This window comes from Microbacterium sp. SYP-A9085 (genome assembly GCF_009649635.1).
GTDB lineage: Bacteria > Actinomycetota > Actinomycetes > Actinomycetales > Microbacteriaceae > Microbacterium.
Genome location: NZ_WJII01000002.1, coordinates 417,441 through 438,214 on the forward strand (window position 1 = coordinate 417,441; position 20,774 = coordinate 438,214).

Here is a 20,774-nt window from a genome sequence, read left to right on the forward strand (position 1 = left end):
CCGAAGGAGGAGCATGCCCATCACGTCCCGCGCCGCAATCGTCCGCAAGGTTCCCGGCGAGTTCGAGGTCGCCGACGTCATCGTCGACGATCCGCGGCAGAACGAGATCCGGGTCCGGGTGGTCGCCGCCGGCATGTGCCACTCGGATTACCACATGATGACCGGCGACAGCGTGGCCGGGCACCTGCCGATGGTGTGCGGCCACGAGGGCACCGGGATCGTCGAGTCCGTCGGCCCGAACACGCCCGGCTGGGCGGTCGGGGATGCCGTCGTGTTCACGTGGATCCCGAGCTGCGGCAAGTGCCGCTGGTGCGCGTCGGGCATGACGAACCTCTGCGACCGGGGCCGGTACCTGCTGGCCGGGCACCGGTTCGACGACGAGAACAGCTACCGGTTCGCGCTGGCCGACGGCACCCCGGTCGGGCAGATGTGCCAGGTGGGCTCGTTCTCCGAGCACACCCTCGTGTCGGTGGACTCGACGATCAAGCTGCCGTCGGCGGACGACCTCGACAAGCTCTGGCTGCTCGGCTGCGGCGTCGGCACCGGCTGGGGCAGCGCCGTCTATGCGGCCGAGACCGCCCCCGGCGACGTCGTGATCGTGATGGGCGTGGGCGGCGTCGGCATCAACGCCGTGCAGGGCGCGCACCACGCCGGGGCCGTCGACGTGATCGCCGTCGACCCCGTCGAGCTCAAGCGCGAGGCGGCGCTGCGCCTGGGCGCCACGCACGCCTTCGCCTCCATGGACGAGGCCGCCGACTACGCCCGCTCCGTGACGAACGGGCAGGGCGCGGACCGCGCCATCGTCACGGTCGGCGTCGTCTCCGGCGAGCACGTCGCGCAGGCCGTGTCGTCGATCCGCAAGGGCGGCGTCGCGGTGATCACCGGCATCGCCCCCGACAGCGAGACCGGCATCCCGATCAGCCCGCTCGAGCTCACCCGCTACCAGAAGCGCATCCAGGGCACCATCTACGGGCACGCCAACCCGCAGGCCGACGTGCTGCGCCAGCTGCAGATGTACCACGCGGGGCAGCTCAAGCTCGACGAGCTGATTACCAAGATGTACCCGCTCGACGACATCAACCAGGGCTACCGCGACATGATCGAGGGCCGCAACATCCGAGGCGGCATCCTCTTCTGATCCCCACCCCTCACTCGCTGAGGGGACGCGAATGGCGGGAATGACGGCGATCATTCCCGCCATTCGCGTCCCCTCACGCGCGGGGCGGCAGGGTCAGCGGTTCGGGATGCGCAGGTTCGGGTTCGCGCCCAGGTAGCCGCGCGCTATGCGCTCGGCGGCCGCGGCCAGCACCGGCACCGCGTCGCGGGTGAGGGATGCCTCGTCCTGCCGCACGGTGGTCGACGAGATCCCGAGCGCGCCCACGGCCTCGCCCTCCACCGCGATCGGCACGGCCGCGGCGACGCTGCCCGGCGTGAGCTCCTCGATCGACACGTCGTATCCCTGCCGGCGCACCCGGGCGATCCGCGAGCGCAGCCGGTCGCGGTCCGTCAGCGTCGCCGGCGTGTACCGCTCCAGGACCGCGCGGGACAGATACGTCTCGAACGCCGGCGCCGGCAGATCCGCCAGCAGCACCTTGCCCACCGCGGTGGCGAACGCCGGCAGGCTCCCGCCGACATGGATGGATCCGGGCAGCGGGCGGTGGTCCTCGACCCGCGCCACATGGATGACGTCGGGCCCGCTGAGCACGCCGAGGCTGCACGTCTCCCCCAGCTGCGCGACGACGTCGTCCATCGCGCTGCGCGCGATCTCCGGCAGCGAGGACGCCGAGAAGTACGCGGCGCCCAGCTCCAGGATGCGCGGCGTGAGACTCCACAGCCCCTTCCGGCCGCGGACGTAGCCGAGGTGCTCGAACGTCAGCAGGATGCGGCGCACCACCGGGCGCGGCAGCTCGGCGCGCGCGGCGACCTCGCCCGCCGACAGTTCGGTGGCGCGCCGGTCGAACACGCGCAGCACGGCGAACGCCCGCTCGATGCTCTGCACGCGGTCGCGGGATCGGTCGGCTGTCACGGCCTCATCCTAGGGCCGCCTGACACCCGTCCAATTATCAGGTAACCTGAGATAGAGCACTATCGCTCGCACACGACACGCATCGACGCGGAAGAGGTGACATGGCCGAGAACGCGGTATCCGCGACCATCGAGGACCTGCCCGAGCTGAAGGGACGCGCCTTCGGGCCGTCCGACTGGCGCGAAGTGACGCAGGACGAGGTGAACCTGTACGCCCAGATCTCGGGCGACGACAATCCGATCCACGTGGACGCGGAGTTCGCCGCGAACACGCCGTTCGGCACCCGCATCGCGCACGGCCTGCTGACGCTGAGCCTCGTCGTCACGCACATGCGGCAGATCTTCCGGATCACCGGCGCCGGGATGGGCATCAACTACGGCCTGAACCGCGTCCGCTTCCCCGCGCCCGTCCCGGTCGGCTCGCGCATCCGCGTGTCCGGCGAGATCGCCGACGTCACCGACATCGGCGGCGGCTGGCAGGTCATCGTCCCGGTCACGTTCGAGGTCGAAGGCGGCGCGAAGCCCGCGTGCGTGGCCGAGCTCGTGCTGAGGTACTACCGATGAGCGCGCCGATCCGCCTGGACGGCAAGGTCGCGATCGTCACCGGCGCGGGCCGCAGCCTCGGCCGCGCGTACGCCCTTGCCCTCGGCACCGCCGGCGCCGCCGTCGTCGTCAACGACATCGACGCGGAGTCCGCCGGCCAGACCGTGGACGACATCCGCGCCGCCGGCGGCCGCGCCACAGCCGTGATCGCACCCGTCGGGCCCACCCCCACCGCGGACGCGCTCGTGGCCGCCGCGGTCGACGAATTCGGCAGGCTCGACATCCTCGTCGCCAACGCGGGGGTCCTCCGCGACCGGGTGCTGTGGAAGATGAGCGACGACGACTTCGACCTCGTGATCGCCACGCACCTGCGCGGCTCGTTCACGTGCGGACGCGCCGCCGCCACCCGGATGCGCGAGCAGGGCGACGGAGGGCGCATCATCCTGATCGGATCGCCCGCCGGCCAGTTCGGGAGCTTCGGCCAGACGAACTACGCCACCGCGAAGGCGGGGTTGGTCGCGATGGCCCGCACGTGGTCGCTGGAGCTCGCGCGCGCCGGGATCACCGCGAACGCCGTGATCCCCACCGCGCTGTCGCCGATGACCGCCACGATCCCGAAGTACACGCAGGTGTACGAGGACTACCTCGCCGGCACGCCCATCCCCGTCACCTACCGGCGCGACAACGCGTTGGGAACGCCGGAGGATGTCGCGTCGCTCATCGTGTGGCTGGCCTCGGACGCGTCCGCCGACGTGACCGGGCAGGCCATCGGCATCGGCGGCGACCGGCTCACGCTGTACGCGCACCCGTCGGCGCTGCGCGCGCTGAACCATGACGACGGCTGGGCGCCCGAGGACATCGACGCCGCCTGGCACGACGACCTCGCCGCGCAGGCGCAGCCGTCCGGGCCCGCCAAGGACTGACGATGCGCGCGCACTACGCCGACCTCTGGCAGGCGGTGGCCCGTGCGGTCCCCGACCGGGTCGCGCTGCAGACGATCGACGGCGAGCGCTTCACGTACGAGCGCTTCGCCCGCGAGGCGGGGGCGCTTGCGGCGTCCCTGTCCGCGCGCGGCGTGCGCGCCGGTCAGACCGTGGCGATCCTGCTGTACAACCGGCCCGAGTTCCTGATCACGTTCTTCGCGTGCCTGGCCGCCGGCGTCATCCCGGTGCCGCTGAACTACCGATTCCGCGCGGGCGAGGTCACGGCGCTGCTGGACGACTCCGCCGCGGCGGTGCTGATCTACCCGACGTCGCTGGCGGCGGTGGCAGGGGATGCCGTCGCCGCGGCGGATCACGCCGTGGACCTCATCGCGGTCGCCGACGACGACACCGCCGAGGCTCCGGGCCTGCCCTGGGCCGAGGCCGTCACCGGCACCGCCGCGTTGCCGCAGGCCGCCCCCGACGACACCGAGTTCTGGATCTACACCGGGGGCACCACCGGGCGGCCCAAGGCGGTGCGCTGGGACGAGCAGGACATGTTCGAGGCGCAGATGGTCGCCACGTACTCGCTGTCGGACCGCCCGTGGCCGCACACCCTTGAGGAGGCCGTCGGGATAGCGAGCGACCCGCGCCACCCGCGCATGGTGAACCTGCCGCTGGCCCCGTTCATGCACGGAACGGCGCTGACGACGTCGATGAACACTCTCACCGTCGGCGGGACCGTGCTGATCACGTGCTCGCCGCGGCTGGATGCCGAAGCCGCGGTCCGGTTCGCGAACACCGAGGGCGCCACCCGCATCATCGTCGCGGGCGACGCGGTCACCATCCCGCTCGTCGAGGCCGCCGAGCACCTGGGCGTCCGCCTTCCCACGGTGACGTCGGTGATGAGCTCGGGGATGCGGTTCAGCCCGGACAGCAAGCGGCGGCTGCACGAGCTCGGCGAGATCACGATCCACGACCTGCTGGCCTCCACCGAGGGCGGCGGGTTCGCCGTCACCACCACGAGCGGCGTCGCCGACCTGCCCGGCCGTCCGAAGCTGTTCCCGTCCGCCGTCGTCCTCGACGAGCAGCAGCGCGAGGTGCAGGACCGGCCCGGCGCGCTGGGCGTCCTCGCGCAGCGCGGCGCGCTCCCGCTGGGCTACCACGGCGACCCCGCCAAGACGGCGGCCACGTTCCCCGTGATCGGCGGGGTGCGCCACGTCGTCCCCGGCGACTGGGTGCGCGTGGAGGACGACCGGCACATCGAGTTCCTCGGCCGCGGCAGCGGCGTCATCAACTCCGGCGGCGAGAAGATCTATCCGCTCGAGGTGGAGGAGGCCCTCCTCACGCACCCCGCCGTCGCCGACGCCGTCGTCCTCGGCGTCCCCGACCCGCGCTTCGGCGAACTCGTGACCGCCGTCGTGGAGCCCGCCGCCGACGTCACCGCCGAGGAGCTGCTCACGCACGTGGACGGCATCCTCGCCGGCTACAAGCGCCCCCGGCACATCCTCTTCCGCACCTCGATGGACCGCACCCCCACTGGCAAGGTCGACATCGGCCGGATGCGCGACGAGGTCGTCCACGACCGCGACAAGGAGCACCAATGAGCGCCCTCGAGAACATCCGCGCCATCGACACGCACGTCCACATCCAGGTCGACGACAGCGGCCACTACGGCGCGTCCGACGAGCAGCGCGAGGCGATGAGCCGCTACTTCGGCAGCGGGGAACCCGCCCGCTCCGTCGACGAGACGGCGGCGTACTACCGTGAGCGCGCGATGATGGCGGTCGTGTTCACCGTGGACGCCACCACGAACTCCGGACACGCGCCCAACAGCATCGACGACATCGTCGCCGGCGCCGCCCGCAACCCGGACACGCTCATCGCGTACGGGTCGGTGGACCCGCTGCAGGGTGCGGCCGCCCTGGACGAGCTGCGGCGTCAGATGGCGCTGGGCGTGCGCGGCTTCAAGTTCCACCCCACCGTGCAGGGCTTCGACCCGTCCGATCCCACGCACGACCCGATCTTCGCCGCGATCGAGGAGGCCGGGCTGCCGATCGTCGTGCACACCGGGCAGACCGGCGTGGGCGCGGGCATGCCCGGCGGCCTCGGCCTGCGGCTGGGACTGTCCAACCCGATGCTCCTGGACGAGGTCGCCGCGCGGCATCCGCAGCTGCAGATAGTGATGGCGCACCCCAGCGTGCCCTGGCAGGACGAGGCCATCTCGATCGCCACGCACAAGGCCAACGTGTGGATCGACCTGTCCGGCTGGTCGCCGAAGTACTTCAGCCCGGCCCTCGTGCGCGCCACCCGCACCTACCTCAAGCACAAGATGCTGTTCGGCTCGGACTTCCCCGCCCTCACCCCCGACCGCTGGCTGCGCGATTTCGCCGGCCTCGAGCTTCCCGACGAGGTCGTCCAGCTCGTCCTGAAGGACAACGCGGTGCGCCTGCTCGGCCTGGACGGGTCATGACCGCCGCCGCGCTCGACTACCCCGGCGACCTGCTCGGCTTCGCCGACGACCTCACCGACGCCGAGCGCGACAAGCTCGCGCTGCTGCGCGCGTACCTCGACGAGCACGTGCGGCCCGTGCTCGTGGACCGGTGGGAGCGCGGCGAGAACCTCGCCGACTTCCGCGCGCCGCTGGCCGCACTGCACCTGCTGGACGACCCGGACCTGCTCGACGGGAACGGCGCGCTGCGCCCCCTGTACCGCGGCTACGTCACGCTCGAGCTGTGCCGCCTCGACCTCGCGATGTCGATCACCTACGGCGGACAGGTCGGCATGTTCCGCACGCTCGTGCACGCCGGCGGCAGCCCCGAGCAGATCGCCGCGTGGGACCCCGGCATCCTGGACTTCTCGTTCACCGGATGTTTCGCGCTGTCCGAGCCCGACCACGGATCGGACGTCGCCGGCGGCCTGGAGACCACCGCGCGCCGCGACGGCGCCGACTGGGTGATCGACGGCGCCAAGCGCTGGATCGGCAACGCCACGATCTCCGACAACATCGTCGTGGTCGCCCGCGAGGACGGCAGCGAGCGCGTGCTCGCGTTCGTCGTGCCCGCCGACGCCCCCGGGTTGCACCGCGAGGTCATCGCGCACAAGGGCGCCGCGCGCCTCGTGCACAACGCCGACATCACGCTGCAGGGGGTACGCGTCGGCGAGGACCGGCGCCTGCCGCGCATCGAGTCGTTCCGCGACATCAACCGCGCGTTCCGCGAGCTGCGCGCGACGATAGTGTGGGCAGCCGCCGGCATGCAGCTGGGCGCCTACCGCGCGGCCGCGGACTATGCCCAGGAGCGCCGGCAGTTCGGCCGGCCGATCGCGGGGTTCCAGCTGATCCAGGACAAGCTCGTGCGGATCACCGCGAACATCGCGCAGACCCTGGCGCTCGCGGTCCGCACGACCACCCATCCGCTCCAGGACGACGTCACGCCGAGCCTGCTGAAGCTCATCGCCGCCGACCGGCTGCGGGAGTCGGCGGCCCTGGCCCGCGAGATCATGGGCGGCAACGGCATCCTCCTCACCGGCGACGCCATGCGCTTCTTCGCCGACGCCGAGGCCATGTACACGTTCGAGGGCACCCGGGAGATGAACACGCTCATCGTGGGCCGTGCGCTGACCGGGCTGGGCGCCTTCACCCGCTGACCGGCGCCCTCCGCCGCGCAGGGACTCCGTCCAGTCTCAGGCAGACTGGCACTTGATTTGATTCTCAGGTTGCCTGATACTAGGGGAACCTGCTGCGGAAGCAGCGGATGCCGAAGGTCGATCTCACCGCCGAGAGGACACGTCCATTGCTTGACGACGACGCGCCCGGTCGCTCCGCGACCACGGCGCCCGAGCGCGGGCTCGCGCTCCAGATCGCCGGACTCAGCGTGCGGTACGGCCGCTCGATCACGGCCGTGCGCGACGCGAGCCTGACCGTTGCCGCCGGCGAGGTCGTCACGCTGATGGGCCTGAACGGGGCCGGAAAGTCCTCGCTCGCGCGTGCCGTGACCGGGCTGCTGCCCGCGCAGGGCGGCTCCATCACGGCCGGACGCATCCACAGCTTCGGCACCGACGTCACCCGCCGCTCCCCGCGCAGCGTCGTCCGCCACGGCGTGGCGCAGACGCTCGAGGGCCGCCGCATCTTCGGCGCGATGACGGTCGCGGAGAACCTGGAGATGGGCGGCGTCACCGTGCGCGGCGCCCAGCTGCGGGAGAACCGCGACCGCATGCTCACCCTGTTCCCGCGGCTGGCCGAGCGCCGCGACCAGGCCGCGGGGCTCCTCTCCGGCGGCGAGCAGCAGATGCTGGCCGTCGCCCGCGCACTGATGTCCTCGCCGCGGCTGCTGGTCCTCGACGAGCCCACCCTGGGCCTGTCCCCGAAGCTCGTGACGTTCGTGGGCGACACCATCCGCGCGATCGGCGCCACCGGCACGAGCGTGCTGCTGATCGAGCAGAACGCGACGATGGCGCTGGCGGTCTCCGACCGCGGCTACGTCATCGAGCATGGCCGCATCGTGCACACCGACACCGCCGCGAACCTCCGCGCCGACGAGGGCCTGCAGCGCCTGCTGCTGGGGCTGGGGACGGAGGATGCCGCATGAGCACGGATCCCCGCCCGCTGCTGCAGGTCCAGGATGTCGAGCTCACGATCGGCGGGCTGCACATCCTGCGCGGGGTCACGTTCGACGTCCATCCCGGTGAGTTCTTCACCGTGATCGGGCCCAACGGCGCCGGCAAGACGTCGCTGCTGAACGTCATCAGCCGCATCTACCGGCCCACCGGAGGCGACGTCCGCTTCGACGGCGCCTCCCTGCTGGACGCGAAGCGGTCGGCGCTGGCGGGCCTGGGCATCGCCCGCACGTTCCAGAACCTCGCCCTGTTCGAGCAGATGGATGTCATGGACAACGTCGTGCTCGGTCGCCACCGGCTGATGCGCTCCGGCGTGCTCACCGGCGCCGCCTGGTTCGGCCGCGCCCGGCGCGAGGAGGCCGTCGCGCGGCGCGCATGCGAGCCGCTCATCGACCTGATGGGGCTCGGCGACTATCTGCGCCGCCCCATCCGCGACCTCCCCTACGGCATCAAGAAGCGCATCGAGCTGGCCCGCGCTCTCGCCGTCGAGCCGCGCCTGCTGATGCTCGACGAGCCGGCCGCGGGCATGAACGAGGAGGAGACCGACGAGCTGGCCGAGTGGATCCTCGTCGCCAAGCGCGAACTCGGGCTCACCGTCGTCATGATCGAGCACGACATGGGCCTGGTGACCCGCCTGGGCGACCGCGCGCTCGTCCTCGACTTCGGCACCACCATCACGATCGAGCCGCCGCGCGCGGCGATCGCCGACCCCCGCGTGATCTCCGCGTACCTCGGCGGCGAGGACGCCGAGGCCGGCGATGCGACCGTCACCGGGAACATCGGCCTCGCCCTGCCGCGGGCCGCCACCAGGAAGGGAGCCGCACGATGACCGACATCCTGCAGACCCTCGTCTCCGGTGTCGCGCTGGGATGCTTGTACGCCGTGCTGTCCCTCGGGTTCGTCGTGGTCGCGCGCGCGTCCGGCATCCTGAACCTCGCCCAGGGCAGCTTCGTGGTGATGGGCGCGTACCTCTCCTATGCGCTGATCCACCAGGCCCGCCTGCCGTTCTGGGTGGGGGTCGTGACAGCGATGGCGATAGTGGCGGTGTTCGCCGTCGCGCTCGAGGCGCTCGTGGTCCACCGCGTCACCGACCACTTCGTCGCCCTGCTCGTGACGTTCGGTGTGACGATAGCCATCGGCCCGCTGATCACCGCCATCTGGCCCGGCGACTCGCTCAACCTCGGCGACCCGTGGGCGCTGAACGTGATCCGCGTCGCCGGCATCGGCATCACCGCCCGCGACGCGACCCTCATCCCGATCACCGCGCTGCTGCTGGCCGCGTTCTTCGTGTTCTTCCGGTTCACCCGGATCGGGCTGAGCCTGCGTGCCACGGCGATCGACAGCGAGGCCGCGCAGGCGCAGGGCGTGAGCACCCGCTTCGTCTACGGCATCTCCTGGGGCATCGCCGGAGCCCTGGGCGCGTTCGGCGGCGTCGTGCTGTCCACGACCGTGGGCGGCGGCGTGCGGCCCGGCCTCGAGGTCTACGCGTTCCTGGCCCTGCCGGTCATCATCCTCGGCGGGCTGGAGTCGCCGCTGGGCGCCGTGGTGGGCGGGCTGATCATCGGCGTGGTCCAGCAGTTCACGGTCTCTCTGGTCCCGGAGAACTGGGGGTCGGGGTTCTCCGACGTCGTGCCGTACCTCGTGATGCTCGCGATCCTGCTCATCCGGCCCGCAGGCCTGTTCGGCACAGAGGAGATACGACGCGCATGACCGCCACCACCGTCGACGGTGTCCTCGCCCGCAGCGACCGCGCCCGCGCCCCGCGGCTTTTCGACACCCTGACCACCAAGATCCTCGCAATAGTGTTCCTCGTCGCCATCGTCGCCATCCCGCTGAACATCGGTGACAGCTACGTGCTGACGGTCCTGGCCACCGCCGCGGTCGCGGCCATAGCCGCCGCAGGGCTCAACCTTCTCACCGGCTACGCCGGCCAGATCTCCCTCGGCCACGCTTTCTTCGTGGGCGCCGGCGCTTTCGCCGGTCAGGTGCTGGGCGGCCAGCTCGGCCTGCCGCTGCTGCTCTGGCTGCCGCTGGCGGGACTCTTCGCTGGAGCGCTCGGCGCGATGGTGGCCCCGTTCGCGTTGCGGCTGCGCGGCCCGTACCTGGCCATCGTGTCGCTGGGGCTCGTATACATCGGCATCTACGCGGCCCGCAACCTCCCCGCCCTGACCGGAGGGCTGAACGGCACCGTGGTCACCGCGCCGGTGGCGATCGGCCCGGTCGACTTCGCCGCGCTGCGCGTCGGCCCGTTCCTGCTCACCCGCGAGCAGGGCATGTTCATCCTGTGCTGGGGCGTGCTCGCGCTGATCCTGCTGGCCACCGCGAACATCGTGCGGTCGCGCTCCGGCCGGGCGATGCAGGCCATCCGCGACCACGACCTGGCCGCCGAGGTGCTCGGCGTGCGGCGACTGCCCGCGATGATGAACGCGTTCATCGTGTCGTCGGTGTTCGCCGGCATCGCCGGCGGCCTGCTCGGCGTGCTGCTGCAGTACATCCGCCCGGAGAACTTCGGCCTGGACCTGTCGATCCAGTACGTCGCCATCGTCGTCATCGGAGGGCTCGCCACCGTCTGGGGGCCGGTCCTGGGATCGCTGTTCATCGGCCTGGTCCCGGTGCTGGCGATCTGGCTGGCCGACTACCTGCCGTTCATCGCCAAACCCGGCCAGCACGGCGGGATCAGCGTCTCGGGGTTCGGGCTGGTCGTCTACGGCGTTCTCATCGTCCTGTTCCTCCTGTTCCGCCGAGGTGGCCTCATCTCGTTCTTCCGGCTCCCTCGCCGGCGGCGGGATGCCACGGCCGGGCCGGCCGCACCCGATCCCCGCACCCCTGAGAATCCGCATCCCTGAGGAAGGACACACATAGTGAAGATTCGCACCACCGGCGTCCTCGCCGTCGTCGCAGCGACGCTGCTGCTGACATCCTGCGCCGTGCAGAATACCGGCGGCACGCAGACCACCGGCCCGCAGCAACTTCGATCCGTCCCCGGATTCGACGCCGCGAAGGGCGTCATCCACGTCGGCCAGATGACGGCGCTCAGCGGCCCGCTGGCGCCCTCCTCGAACGAGCAGGTCGCCGGCCAGCAGGCGTACTACGACCACATCAACGCGTCGGGCGGCATCGCCGGCAAGTACAAGGTCGAGATCGTCACCGCCGACAACCAGTACAACCCGCAGCTGGCGGTGCAGGAGTACCAGCGCGTGAAGGACCAGGTCGTGATGCTGTCGGGCGTGCTCGGCGATCCGTCGACCGAGGCGCTGCTGCCGATCCTGCAGCAGAACAAGGCCGTCGCGCTGCCGTCCACGCAGAGCTCGCGGTTCACGAAGGACGAGAACCTGGGCATGACGTTCACGTCGTACCAGTCGAACGTGTGGAACACGATGTCGTACCTGTTCGAGCACGGGAAGATCACGAAGGACTCGATAGTGTGCTCGATGATCCAGGCCGACCAGTCCGGGCAGGCCCGGCAGGACGGCCTCGAGTACGCCGCGAAGCAGCTGGGCTTCACGGTCGGGCCGAAGGCCGAGTTCGCCCCCACCGACGCGGCGTTCACCGCGCAGGTGCAGACGCTGAAGAACGCCAAGTGCCAGGTGGTCGTGTTCGGCGGTGCGACCAACAACGTGCCGAACCTCGTCGCCGCCGCGACGCAGCTGTCGTACTCGCCGACGTGGCTGGCCGAGTTCTTCGCCATCGCGCAGTCGTTCAAGGACACCGACATCGCCGGCTACCTGCACGACCACTTCCTCATCACCGGGCTCGCCGGCGACCTGGACGACACCTCGATCGAGGGCATCAAGGTGCTCACCGAGCAGCTGGGCAAGGCCCCGACGATGCAGAACGTGTACGGGTTCATGCAGGCGATCACCGCGACCACGATCCTCACGAAGGCCGTCGAGCTCGGAGACCTGTCCGGACCCGGCATCATGAAGGCGATGGACGCCCTGGACAAGGTGAGCTACCTCGGCCTGAACGGCGACATGACGTACGGTCCCGCCGCGGACCGGCTGCAGCCGGACACCTCGTCGATCTTCTCGTACGACCCGAAGGCGCCGGGGAGCCTGAGGTCGATAGCGTCCAACTACGTGGCGCCGCAGGGCCGCGGCCCCGGGTTCTGAGCCGACGCCGCCCACTGTCGCCTGCCGACGCTCGTGCCCGCGCACGACCCGGCAGGCGACAGTCGCGTGTGGGGCGGATGCCGCGAGCGCGGCTATCCCGCCGCCGCCCGCTCCTCGCCGAGGCCCGCGAAATAGTCCAGGGACGCCAGTGAACTGTTCACGAGCGCGTGCACGCCGCGGCCGTGGGCGGGCGCACCGTCGGGCAGGTAGGCGTCCTCGAGGGCCCGGGTGACGCCGGCAGCGGCCAGTGTGAGCAGCTCGATGATCCCCCGGGCGGACCGCCCGTCGTTGGGGATCACGACGCCGAGCGCCGCGTACACCACGCCGTGCGGGCCCATCACCGGGACCGCGACACCGCGGGACTGGTCGTGGATGTGGCCGGGCAGGTCGGCGAACCCGTCCGCGCGCACGCGACGCAGGCGCGCCCGCAGCGCGGCCTCGCCGACGATCGTCTGCGCGGTGAACCGCGGCCAGCCGGCCGCGACCACGTCGCCCAGGGTCTCCGGGTCGGCGTGCGCGAGCAGCACCAGCCCGCTCGAGGACACCGGCATCGGCGTACGACCGCCGATCAGTGTCGCGTTTATCACGGCCTCGCGGGTCGACATCCGCTCGATGAACAGGACGTCCCGCCCGCTGCGGACCCCCAGCTGGGTGTGCTGACGCACGCGTGCGTGCACGCCGCTCATCCACGGCCGGGCCAGCTCCCGCAGGCCGAGCGCGCCGGGCGTGCGCGACGCGAACTCCCACAGCCGCACGCCGAGCCGGTAGGTGCGGTCCGGCAGGCGCTCCAGCATCCCCTCAGCCTCCAGCTGCGCGACCAGCCGGTGGGCGGTGGAGGGGGCGAGACCCGCGGTGTGCGCTATCTCGGTCAGCGTCAGGAACGGGCGCAGCGTGTCGAACGCCTCGAGCACCCGCAGGTGCTTGCGCAGCGCCGATTCGCCGTCCGATCCCCGTGCCACCACGACCTCCTCCGACGCCAGGCTACCCGCCCGCCGCGACGCGGGCGCCGTGCGCGAGTTCCGTTGAAGGGAAACGGAGCCCCGAACGCGGCGCGGTGAGAGGATTCTGGTGGTGACCTGCGGATCGCCGAAGCCGGTCGACAACGGTTGGGTAAAGACACGCGTAACCTCACACCAAAATCGTTGACAATCCAAGCGCGGATCCGTACCGTCCCATGCCAAGGACAGTGTCCGTCCTGACCTGAGGACGCGAACCCGACGACACTGGCCGAGACCGTCCGACCCGGGACGATGACGACATGGGAGGCGAGCATGGCTGCTCGATTGACGCTGCAGGACGTGAGCCTGCACTTCGGTGGCGTCAAGGTGCTCGACGACGTCGGGTTCGAGGTGGAGCCCGGTCAGATCTTCGGACTGGTCGGGCCGAACGGCGCCGGCAAGACGTCGCTGTTCAACTGCATCAGCGGACACTACCGCCCCAGCGGCGGCTCGATCCGCATCGATGAGGAAGAGGTGCGCGGTGCGCGCCCGGCCACCCTCGCCCGCCACGGTCTCGCGCGCACGTTCCAGCATCCCGCGCTGCAGCTGAACCAGACGGTGCTGGAGAACGTGCTGCTGGGCGCGCACACCCGCCTGCCCGGCGGGCCGCTCGAGTGGTCGCTGCGGCTGCCGCACACCGCCCGTGCCGAGCGGCGCCTGCGCGACGAGGCGCGGGCGCTGCTCGAGCACAACGGCCTGGGCTGGGCCACCGACGTGCGCGCCGACGAGCTCTCGCACGGCCTTCACAAGGGCATCGAGCTGTGCCGGGCCCTGCTCATGAAGCCGCGCCTGCTGCTGCTGGACGAGCCGGCGGCGGGCCTGCCGCACTCCGAGGTCGAGCAGCTCATCGCAAGCGTGCGCCGCATCCGCGAGGAGGACGACATCACCGTCATCATCGTCGAGCACAACATGGGGCTGATCGCGGCGCTCACCGATCGCGTGGTCGTGCTCGACCATGGCCGCAAGCTGATGGAGGGCACCGCCGCGCAGGCCCAGTCGGACCCGCGGGTCATCGAGGCCTACATCGGGAAGGACGCCGCGGATGCCGCTGCTTGAACTGACGGATGTGACCGCGTTCTACGGCCCGGTCCAGGTTCTGGACACCGTGTCGCTGTCGGTGCCCGAGGGCGGGGCCGTCGGCATCCTGGGTGCGAACGGCGCCGGCAAGACGACGACGCTGCGCGCCATCAGCGGCACCGTGCGCGCCGGCGGCAGCATCACATTCGACGGCACCGAGATCCGCAGCCTCCGGCCGGACAAGGTCGCCGCGCTCGGCATCGCCCACGTCCCCGAGGGACGCGGCACGCTCGGCGACCTCACGGTGCGCGAGAACCTCCGGGTGGGCGCGTACCTGCGCCGGGACAAGAAGGCCGTCGCGCACGACATCGACTACTGCCTGGACCTGTTCCCCCAGCTGCAGAACCGCATCCGCTCCAACGCGTCGGCCCTGTCCGGCGGCGAGCAGCAGATGCTCGCGGTGGGCCGGGCGATCATGGCGCGGCCGCGGCTCATGCTGCTGGACGAGGCATCCCTCGGGCTCGCACCGAGCACCGCGAAGACGGTGTACGAGGCCATCGGCCGGCTGCGCCGCGAGTCCGGCATAGCGATGCTGGTCGTCGAGCAGAACGCCAACCTCGCCTTCACCCTCGTCGATTCCGCCACCGTGCTGGAGACCGGGCGCAACGCCCTCTCCGGCACCACGGCGGAGTTGAAGGGGATGGACGAGATCCGACGCGCATACCTGGGAGGCTGACCGGTGGGGACGTTCATCCAACTCGTCATCGACGGGCTGTCGACCGGGTCGATCTACGCGGCGCTCGCGCTGGCGATAGTGCTCGTGAACCAGGCGACGGGGCTGATCAACTTCGCCCAGGGCGGCATCGCCGTGCTGTCCGCATACATAGCGTGGCTGTTCATCGGGGTCGGCGTGCCGCTGATCCTGGCGATCCTGCTGTCGATCCTCGTCTCGTTCGTGATGGGCGCCGTGATCGAGCGGTACCTGATGCGGCGCTTCGAGGGCGGCGACCCGGACACCGCGGTCGTCGTCACGATCGGCCTGCTGACCCTCATCACGGGGCTGTGCGGCTGGCTGTGGACATACAACAACCAGCAGTTCGGGTCGCTGTTCTCGCTGGACACCATCCAGTTCCTGGGTGCGTCGATCAGCGTCCGCTCGATCGGCACCACGGTCGTGATCGTCGTGATGATGATCCTGCTGCAGGCGCTGTTCCTGGGTACGAAGCTCGGCCTCGCGCTGCGCGCGGTGGCCGTGAACCCCCAGTCGGCGTCGTTCTCCGGCCTGCCGGTGGGACGCCTGCTGATGGTGGGATGGGGCCTGGCCGCCGTCCTCGGCGCCGTCGCCGGGGCACTCGTGGCCCCGCAGCTGACGCTGACGCCCGGGATGATGGACAACGCGCTGGTGTACGCGCTGGCGGCGGTGATCCTCGGCGGCCTGTCCAGTCCGTTCGGCGTCGTCGTGGCCGCGTGGCTGATCGGCGTGCTGGAGAACCTGGCCGCCGTGTACGTCCCGTTCATCGGCTACGACCTGAAGGTCGCGGTGCCGTTCATCCTCATCTTCGTCGTGCTGATAGTGCGACCTCAAGGGCTGTTCGGCCGGAAAGCGGTGGTGCGCGTCTGATGTCCGTGACCTCCTTCTTCCACAAGACCTGGGTGCGCTGGGCGCTCGCCCTGCTGCTCGTGGTCGCGCTCGCCGTCGGCCCGCTGGTGCTGCCGGAGTTCGCGAACCAGACGATCGCGCGGATCGGGGTGTTCGCGGTGGCCGTGCTCGGTCTGAACGTTGTGATGGGCTACACCGGGCAGGTCTCGCTCGGCCAGATCTTCTTCGTCGGCCTCGGCGCCTACGTCACCGCGTACGGCGTGACGCACGAGTGGAACATCGTCGTCACGTTCGTGCTGTCCTTCCTGATCCCCGCCGTCGCGGGCCTGCTGATCGCCCTGGCCGCCGCGCGGCTGGGGGGCCTGGCCATCGCGATGGTCACCATCGCGCTGCCGATCGTCGGCGTCCCGCTGGCCAAGCGCCTGGGCGATGTCACCGGCGGGTCGCAGGGCCTGTCGGCACGGTTCACCGACGCGCCGGAGTGGACCGGCCTTTTCAACGACCAGTGGCAGCTGTACATCGTGATAGTGATCACCGTGATCTGCTTCCTGCTGACCCGGAACCTGGTCCGCGGGCGGTACGGGCGGGCGTTCGCGATCGTCAAGGGCAACGAGGCCGTCGCGTCGTCGATGGGCATCTCGCCCTACTGGTACAAGGTCATCGCGTTCACAGTGGCGTCGCTGATCGGCGGTGTCTCCGGCTTCCTGTACATGGTCGTGGTGCAGTACACCTCCCCCGAGACGCTCAGCTTCGGCCACTCGATCACGCTGCTGGCGGCCATGGTCATCGGCGGGGCAGCCAGCATCGTGGGGTCGCTGATCGGCGGCGCGTACTACGTGCTCGTCCCCCAGCTGACCAACATCGTCGACCCGAACTCCACCGCGCTGCTGCAGGGCGCGATCCTGCTCGTGGTCCTGTTCGTCCTGCCCGGCGGCATCGTGTCGCTTCCGCGCGTGCTGCACCGTCTCGCGCGGCGCCGGCGCGGCGGGACCGGCAGGGGCGGCATCCAGACCACTCCGATCGCGGAACCGGACCCGGCCGCCGCACCGGAGGGACACCCAACAGAGAGGCAAGGTCAGGCATGAACATGCGCTCAACAGCTCGGAAGGCCGTCGGCGTCGTCGCCATGGCATCCGTGGTCGCGCTCGCCCTCGCGGGATGCGCCCGCGGTGGCGGCGGTGACGGCGGCGACAGCACGAACGCCGCGGCAAGCCCCGGCATCACCGACACCACCGTCACGCTCGGCATCACGACGCCGCTCAGCGGTGCCACCGCCGGCCCCGGCACCTGCACGGTCGCCGGTGTCACCGCGTACTTCGGCGCGAAGAACGCCGAGGACGGCGGCGTGAAGTTCGGCGACGGCAAGACCCGCAAGGTCGAGATCCAGAAGCTCGACGACGCGTACGACCCGCAGAAGGCCAAGGCGAACTACGACCAGCTCAAGGACAAGGTGTTCGCGATGGGCGTGGGCCTGGGCACCCCCACGAACCGGGCATGGCGCGAGGCAGCCATCGCCGACAAGGTCCCGCAGGTGCTCGTGGAGACCGGCGACCCGATCTTCAGCGACCGCTCGCAGAGCCCGTGGCAGCTCGGGTTCGTCCCGATCTACCAGAACGAGGGTGAGGCGTTCGGCAAGCTGCTGGCGACCGCCACCGGGAACCACAAGGTCGCCATCCTGTCGCAGAACGACGACTTCGGCAAGGGCTACGTCGAGGGCTTCAAGGAGGGCATCAAGGGCGCGTCGAACATCACCATCGCCAAGGAGCTCACCTACGAGGCCACCGACACCTCGGTGGACGCGCAGCTGACCGAGCTCGCGGCGACCGGTGCCGACGTGTTCTTCAACGCCATGTCGATCACCCCGCTGGTGATCACGTCGCTGCAGAAGGCGCAGCAGCTGAACTGGAAGCCCAGCTGGTTCCTGCCGTCGAACACCTCGAGCCCGAAGGCCATCCTCGAGCCGGGCAAGGCGACCGCCTTCCCGGGTGTCTACTCCGTCGCGTTCTCGAAGGCTGTCGCCAGCCCCGCGTACGCCGGTGACGCGGACGTGAAGAAGTTCCTGTCCGACCTCAAGCAGTACGGCAACTACCAGGACGTCCCGGCGTTCCCGCACTGCGTGTGGAGCTACATCAGCGGTGCGACGCTGGAGCAGGCGTTCGAGAAGATGACAGCGCCGACGCGGGAGAACTTCATGAAGGCTCTCCTGTCGATCTCGGACTTCAAGGCGCCGCTCATGCTGGACGGCACCGCCGTGGACACGACGAAGGACGGTCAGCCGGCCGTGTCGACCGTGGTGGTCCAGAAGTTCAACGGCAAGGGCTTCGACACCGTGACCTCGTTCCAGTGATCCCAGCCTGACGCAAGACGGGGGTCCGGTTCGCCGGGCCCCCGTTCGCGTTCCCGCGGAACGCTCAGTCCATGCCGCGGAGCACGTCGATGATCCCGGCCAGGTGCCGGCGGGTGGCCTGCTCGGCGGCATCCGCATCCCGCGCGAGGATGGCATCGATGATGGCGACGTGCTCGGGGGCGGAGGTCGCGGCCCGGCCGGGCACGAACGCGAGCCGGAACTGATGGCGGGCGGACTGCGCGCGCAGCCGCTCGAGCAGCTGCATCGCGGTGTGGTGCGCGCCGATCTCGCGGATCCGCTGATCCAGCTCCTGGTTCACGAGCGAGTAGTCCACGAGGTTCCCGGAGTCCGAGGCCGCCTCGATGCGGGTGCGCAGCTCGCGCAGCGCCGCTGCGTCGTCCGCGGTGAGGTTCTCGGCGGCCTTGCGGGCGACGAGGGACTCCAGGCCCATCCGCACCTCGACGATCTCCACGGCCTCGTCCACCGTGATCGCCCGCACGCGTGCGCCGCGATTGGGGAGCCGCTCGACGAGCCCCTCGTTGGTCAGGTTCAGCAGCGCCGTGCGCACGGAGGCGCGGGAGGCGCCGTAGCGCTCGCTGAGGTCGGCTTCGATGAGGCGCTGATCCGGCGCGAACTCGGCGTTCTGGATCGCGTCGCGCAGGCGCTGCGTCAGATCGGGTCTGGTGACCGACTCCGCCTCGATCGTGGTGGACACTCCGCCTCCCTGGGGATGCCGTCGTCGGCACCGTGCGTGCCGGGCGTTCACGAGGATAGCGCTTCGCGCGTTTGTATACGAGATTCGAGATGATTTTGTCGCGAGTCTTGAATACCGCCCGTGCGAGGAGCACGATGAGAGAAATCCGGCGTTTCGCCCGGCGCATCCGCCGGTGCCGGGATGTCGGCGGTGGCGTCCGAATGGATCCCGCGCGTACCTGCGCGCGGGCGACGCGTGAGCACGGAGAGGTGTGATGGGGATGTCAGGAACGATGGAAACAGGCACGGCGGCAGCGGTGCGGACCGGCCTGTTCATCGGGGGCGAGGAGCGGTTCACCGAGGAGGTGCTGTCGGTGGCCGATCCGGGCAAGCCCGGCGTCGTGGTGGGCGAGGCGGCCTCGGCGTCGCCGCAGGACATCGCGGACGCCGTCGCGGCCGCGAAGGCCGCGTATCCGGCCTGGGCGGCGCTGGGTGCGGCGGGCCGCGCGAAGGCGATGGCCGCCGCCATCGCCGGCGTCGCCGACGACCGGGACGCGGACGCCGCGATCCTGTCGCAGGAGAACGGGAAGATCCGGCTGGAGGCGTGGATCGACGCGCTCGTGTTCGAGCTGCGCTGGAATCTCGCGCTGCAGGTGGCCGACCAGGTGGACACCACCTCGACGCTGCCGGTGGTGCCGGGCGCCATCCCGGTGGAGACCACGGTGGCGTACCAGCCCCTGGGCGTCGTCTCGATCATCGTGCCGTTCAACTGGCCGATCGCCATCCTCGGCGCATCCCTGCCCGGCGCGCTCCTGGCCGGCAACGCGGTGATAGTGAAGGCGCCGCCGACGACGCCCCTGGCCATCACGCGGGTCGTGCAGCGGGTGGCCGCGAAGCTTCCCGCCGGCGTCCTGAACGTCGTCAGCGGCAAGGACGAGAACATGTCCGGCCTCATCCAGAACAAGGACGTCGCGAAGGTGTCGTTCACCGGCAGCGTCAACGGCGGCAAGCGGATGATGCAGATGGGCGCCACGACGCTGACCCGGGTGACCCTCGAGCTCGGCGGCAACGACCCGGCGGTGTTCCTGGCCGACGCGATCATCGACGACGAGCACCTGGACCGGCTGTACGCGTCCATCTTCGACACGACCGGGCAGATCTGCATGAACGCGAAGCGCGTGTTCGTGCACCGGTCGCGGATGGACGAGGTGGTCGCGGGACTGTCCGCGCGGCTGGAGAAGGCCGTGCTCGGCTACGGTCTGGATGAGGGCACGACGATGGGCCCCCTGAACTCGGGCGCGCAGAAGGCGTTCGTCGACGAGATCATCCAGGAGGCGAAGGATGCCGGCGCCGACGTCCGCGAGTTCGGGACGCTGCCCGGCGGTGACCTCGCCGGCGGCAACTTCGTGCGCCCGGCGATCGTCGTGGACCCCGACCTGGCGCTGCGCGTCGTGACGCAGGAGCAGTTCGGCCCGGTGATCCCCGTCATCCCGTTCGACGACGAGGACGAGGCCGTGCGGCTGGCCAACGACACGTGGGCGGGGCTGTGCGGCTCGGTGTGGACCGCGTCGCCGGAGGCCGCGCAGCGCGTGGGCTCGCAGCTGGTGTGCGGCTACGTCTGGATCAACGACCACGGTGCCACCCGCCTGGACCTGCGCGCCCCGTTCGGCGGCATGAAGGGCTCCGGCTTCGGCCGCGAGCAGGGCATCGAGGGCGTGCGCGACTTCCAGGACACTCGGGCGATCGCCACGATCGACCCCGACGCCCTCGCCGCGATGGCGCACTGAGCGCTGCGGTCGCTGCGCGGGACCTCCCGCGCGATCCCACGATGTCCGGGCGTGCGGGTGCCGCCCGGACATCGTTCGTCGACCCGGGCCCGCTGGCCGGAAATCGTCTTGTGGT

At 70.6% G+C, this 20,774-nt stretch carries 20 protein-coding genes; 17 read left to right on the forward strand and 3 right to left on the reverse strand.

The annotated features are described in order from the left end of the window. The first annotated feature begins 13 nt into the window (after positions 1-13). Positions 14-1,138 (forward strand): NDMA-dependent alcohol dehydrogenase, encoded by a 1,125-nt coding sequence (locus GH740_RS06670; protein WP_153745289.1) that lies wholly within the window; start codon positions 14-16, stop codon positions 1,136-1,138. A gap of 93 nt (positions 1,139-1,231) precedes the next feature. Here GH740_RS06670 and GH740_RS06675 read toward each other — a convergent pair whose 3' ends face one another. After that, positions 1,232-2,026 (reverse strand): IclR family transcriptional regulator C-terminal domain-containing protein, encoded by a 795-nt coding sequence (locus GH740_RS06675; RefSeq protein ID WP_153745290.1) that lies wholly within the window; start codon positions 2,024-2,026, stop codon positions 1,232-1,234. Positions 2,027-2,127: 101 nt separating this feature from the next. Between GH740_RS06675 and GH740_RS06680 the strand changes: the two genes are divergently transcribed. From GH740_RS06680 to GH740_RS06725, 10 genes are all read left to right on the forward strand, one after another. Then, positions 2,128-2,589: a MaoC family dehydratase gene (locus GH740_RS06680; protein WP_153745291.1), complete on the forward strand. Its 462-nt coding sequence runs from the start codon at positions 2,128-2,130 to the stop codon at positions 2,587-2,589. Then, complete coding sequence (locus GH740_RS06685; protein ID WP_153745292.1) at positions 2,586-3,491, forward strand: SDR family NAD(P)-dependent oxidoreductase; 906 nt, start codon at positions 2,586-2,588, stop codon at positions 3,489-3,491. The genes GH740_RS06680 and GH740_RS06685 overlap by 4 nt, the downstream gene beginning before the upstream one ends. Before the next feature lie 2 nt (positions 3,492-3,493). Continuing rightward, positions 3,494-5,095, forward strand: coding sequence for an AMP-binding protein (locus GH740_RS06690; protein WP_153745293.1), 1,602 nt, complete (start codon positions 3,494-3,496; stop codon positions 5,093-5,095). Next, on the forward strand, positions 5,092-5,961 hold the full coding sequence (locus tag GH740_RS06695; protein ID WP_153745294.1) for an amidohydrolase family protein: 870 nt from the start codon (positions 5,092-5,094) through the stop codon (positions 5,959-5,961). The genes GH740_RS06690 and GH740_RS06695 overlap by 4 nt, the downstream gene beginning before the upstream one ends. Next, positions 5,958-7,136 (forward strand): acyl-CoA dehydrogenase family protein, encoded by a 1,179-nt coding sequence (locus tag GH740_RS06700; protein WP_153745295.1) that lies wholly within the window; start codon positions 5,958-5,960, stop codon positions 7,134-7,136. The genes GH740_RS06695 and GH740_RS06700 overlap by 4 nt, the downstream gene beginning before the upstream one ends. Positions 7,137-7,282: 146 nt before the next feature. Then, positions 7,283-8,077 carry an ABC transporter ATP-binding protein gene (locus tag GH740_RS06705; RefSeq protein WP_253941274.1) on the forward strand — a complete coding sequence of 265 codons (795 nt, stop codon included), beginning with the start codon at positions 7,283-7,285 and terminating at the stop codon, positions 8,075-8,077. Then, positions 8,074-8,934, forward strand: coding sequence for an ABC transporter ATP-binding protein (locus GH740_RS06710; RefSeq protein ID WP_153745297.1), 861 nt, complete (start codon positions 8,074-8,076; stop codon positions 8,932-8,934). The genes GH740_RS06705 and GH740_RS06710 overlap by 4 nt, the downstream gene beginning before the upstream one ends. Beyond that, positions 8,931-9,815: a branched-chain amino acid ABC transporter permease gene (locus GH740_RS06715; protein WP_153745298.1), complete on the forward strand. Its 885-nt coding sequence runs from the start codon at positions 8,931-8,933 to the stop codon at positions 9,813-9,815. The genes GH740_RS06710 and GH740_RS06715 overlap by 4 nt, the downstream gene beginning before the upstream one ends. Continuing rightward, entirely contained in the window at positions 9,812-10,951 is a 1,140-nt protein-coding gene (locus GH740_RS06720; protein ID WP_153745299.1) for a branched-chain amino acid ABC transporter permease, read from the forward strand. The genes GH740_RS06715 and GH740_RS06720 overlap by 4 nt, the downstream gene beginning before the upstream one ends. 15 nt (positions 10,952-10,966) lie before the next feature. Next, the gene (locus GH740_RS06725) at positions 10,967-12,217 is read left to right on the forward strand and encodes an ABC transporter substrate-binding protein (RefSeq protein ID WP_153745300.1); all 1,251 of its coding nucleotides are present in this window, start codon (positions 10,967-10,969) and stop codon (positions 12,215-12,217) included. 92 nt (positions 12,218-12,309) lie between these two features. On the opposite strand, the gene GH740_RS06730 is transcribed toward GH740_RS06725, so the two are convergent. Continuing rightward, entirely contained in the window at positions 12,310-13,176 is an 867-nt protein-coding gene (locus GH740_RS06730; RefSeq protein ID WP_216644914.1) for an IclR family transcriptional regulator, read from the reverse strand. A gap of 312 nt (positions 13,177-13,488) precedes the next feature. Here GH740_RS06730 and GH740_RS06735 point away from each other — a divergent pair, with 312 nt between their 5' ends. The 5 genes from GH740_RS06735 to GH740_RS06755 are packed head-to-tail and all read left to right on the forward strand — an operon-like array spanning position 13,489 to position 18,179. Next, on the forward strand, positions 13,489-14,271 hold the full coding sequence (locus tag GH740_RS06735) for an ABC transporter ATP-binding protein (protein ID WP_153745301.1): 783 nt from the start codon (positions 13,489-13,491) through the stop codon (positions 14,269-14,271). Beyond that, positions 14,258-14,968 carry an ABC transporter ATP-binding protein gene (locus tag GH740_RS06740; protein WP_153745302.1) on the forward strand — a complete coding sequence of 237 codons (711 nt, stop codon included), beginning with the start codon at positions 14,258-14,260 and terminating at the stop codon, positions 14,966-14,968. Before GH740_RS06735 ends, GH740_RS06740 begins: the two co-directional genes overlap by 14 nt. Before the next feature lie 3 nt (positions 14,969-14,971). After that, positions 14,972-15,853 carry a branched-chain amino acid ABC transporter permease gene (locus GH740_RS06745; protein ID WP_367640930.1) on the forward strand — a complete coding sequence of 294 codons (882 nt, stop codon included), beginning with the start codon at positions 14,972-14,974 and terminating at the stop codon, positions 15,851-15,853. Then, positions 15,853-16,917 carry a branched-chain amino acid ABC transporter permease gene (locus GH740_RS06750; RefSeq protein ID WP_153745303.1) on the forward strand — a complete coding sequence of 355 codons (1,065 nt, stop codon included), beginning with the start codon at positions 15,853-15,855 and terminating at the stop codon, positions 16,915-16,917. The genes GH740_RS06745 and GH740_RS06750 overlap by 1 nt, the downstream gene beginning before the upstream one ends. Before the next feature lie 2 nt (positions 16,918-16,919). Then, complete coding sequence (locus GH740_RS06755; protein WP_153745304.1) at positions 16,920-18,179, forward strand: ABC transporter substrate-binding protein; 1,260 nt, start codon at positions 16,920-16,922, stop codon at positions 18,177-18,179. Positions 18,180-18,243: 64 nt separating this feature from the next. On the opposite strand, the gene GH740_RS14060 is transcribed toward GH740_RS06755, so the two are convergent. Then, positions 18,244-18,894 (reverse strand): GntR family transcriptional regulator, encoded by a 651-nt coding sequence (locus tag GH740_RS14060; RefSeq protein WP_367640932.1) that lies wholly within the window; start codon positions 18,892-18,894, stop codon positions 18,244-18,246. A gap of 271 nt (positions 18,895-19,165) precedes the next feature. Here GH740_RS14060 and GH740_RS06765 point away from each other — a divergent pair, with 271 nt between their 5' ends. Then, on the forward strand, positions 19,166-20,659 hold the full coding sequence (locus GH740_RS06765) for an aldehyde dehydrogenase family protein (protein WP_153745306.1): 1,494 nt from the start codon (positions 19,166-19,168) through the stop codon (positions 20,657-20,659). The last annotated feature ends 115 nt before the right edge of the window (positions 20,660-20,774 follow it).

Coding starts and splice junctions, on each gene's coding strand:
- GH740_RS06740 (WP_153745302.1), top strand. CDS start 14,258: ATGCCGCTGCTTGAACTGACGGATGTGACCGCGTTCTACGGCCCGGTC.
- GH740_RS06765 (WP_153745306.1), top strand. CDS start 19,166: ATGGAAACAGGCACGGCGGCAGCGGTGCGGACCGGCCTGTTCATCGGG.
- GH740_RS06695 (WP_153745294.1), top strand. CDS start 5,092: ATGAGCGCCCTCGAGAACATCCGCGCCATCGACACGCACGTCCACATC.
- GH740_RS06710 (WP_153745297.1), top strand. CDS start 8,074: ATGAGCACGGATCCCCGCCCGCTGCTGCAGGTCCAGGATGTCGAGCTC.
- GH740_RS06700 (WP_153745295.1), top strand. CDS start 5,958: ATGACCGCCGCCGCGCTCGACTACCCCGGCGACCTGCTCGGCTTCGCC.
- GH740_RS06750 (WP_153745303.1), top strand. CDS start 15,853: ATGTCCGTGACCTCCTTCTTCCACAAGACCTGGGTGCGCTGGGCGCTC.
- GH740_RS06690 (WP_153745293.1), top strand. CDS start 3,494: ATGCGCGCGCACTACGCCGACCTCTGGCAGGCGGTGGCCCGTGCGGTC.
- GH740_RS06685 (WP_153745292.1), top strand. CDS start 2,586: ATGAGCGCGCCGATCCGCCTGGACGGCAAGGTCGCGATCGTCACCGGC.
- GH740_RS06670 (WP_153745289.1), top strand. CDS start 14: ATGCCCATCACGTCCCGCGCCGCAATCGTCCGCAAGGTTCCCGGCGAG.
- GH740_RS06720 (WP_153745299.1), top strand. CDS start 9,812: ATGACCGCCACCACCGTCGACGGTGTCCTCGCCCGCAGCGACCGCGCC.
- GH740_RS06715 (WP_153745298.1), top strand. CDS start 8,931: ATGACCGACATCCTGCAGACCCTCGTCTCCGGTGTCGCGCTGGGATGC.
- GH740_RS06680 (WP_153745291.1), top strand. CDS start 2,128: ATGGCCGAGAACGCGGTATCCGCGACCATCGAGGACCTGCCCGAGCTG.
- GH740_RS06755 (WP_153745304.1), top strand. CDS start 16,920: ATGCGCTCAACAGCTCGGAAGGCCGTCGGCGTCGTCGCCATGGCATCC.
- GH740_RS06735 (WP_153745301.1), top strand. CDS start 13,489: ATGGCTGCTCGATTGACGCTGCAGGACGTGAGCCTGCACTTCGGTGGC.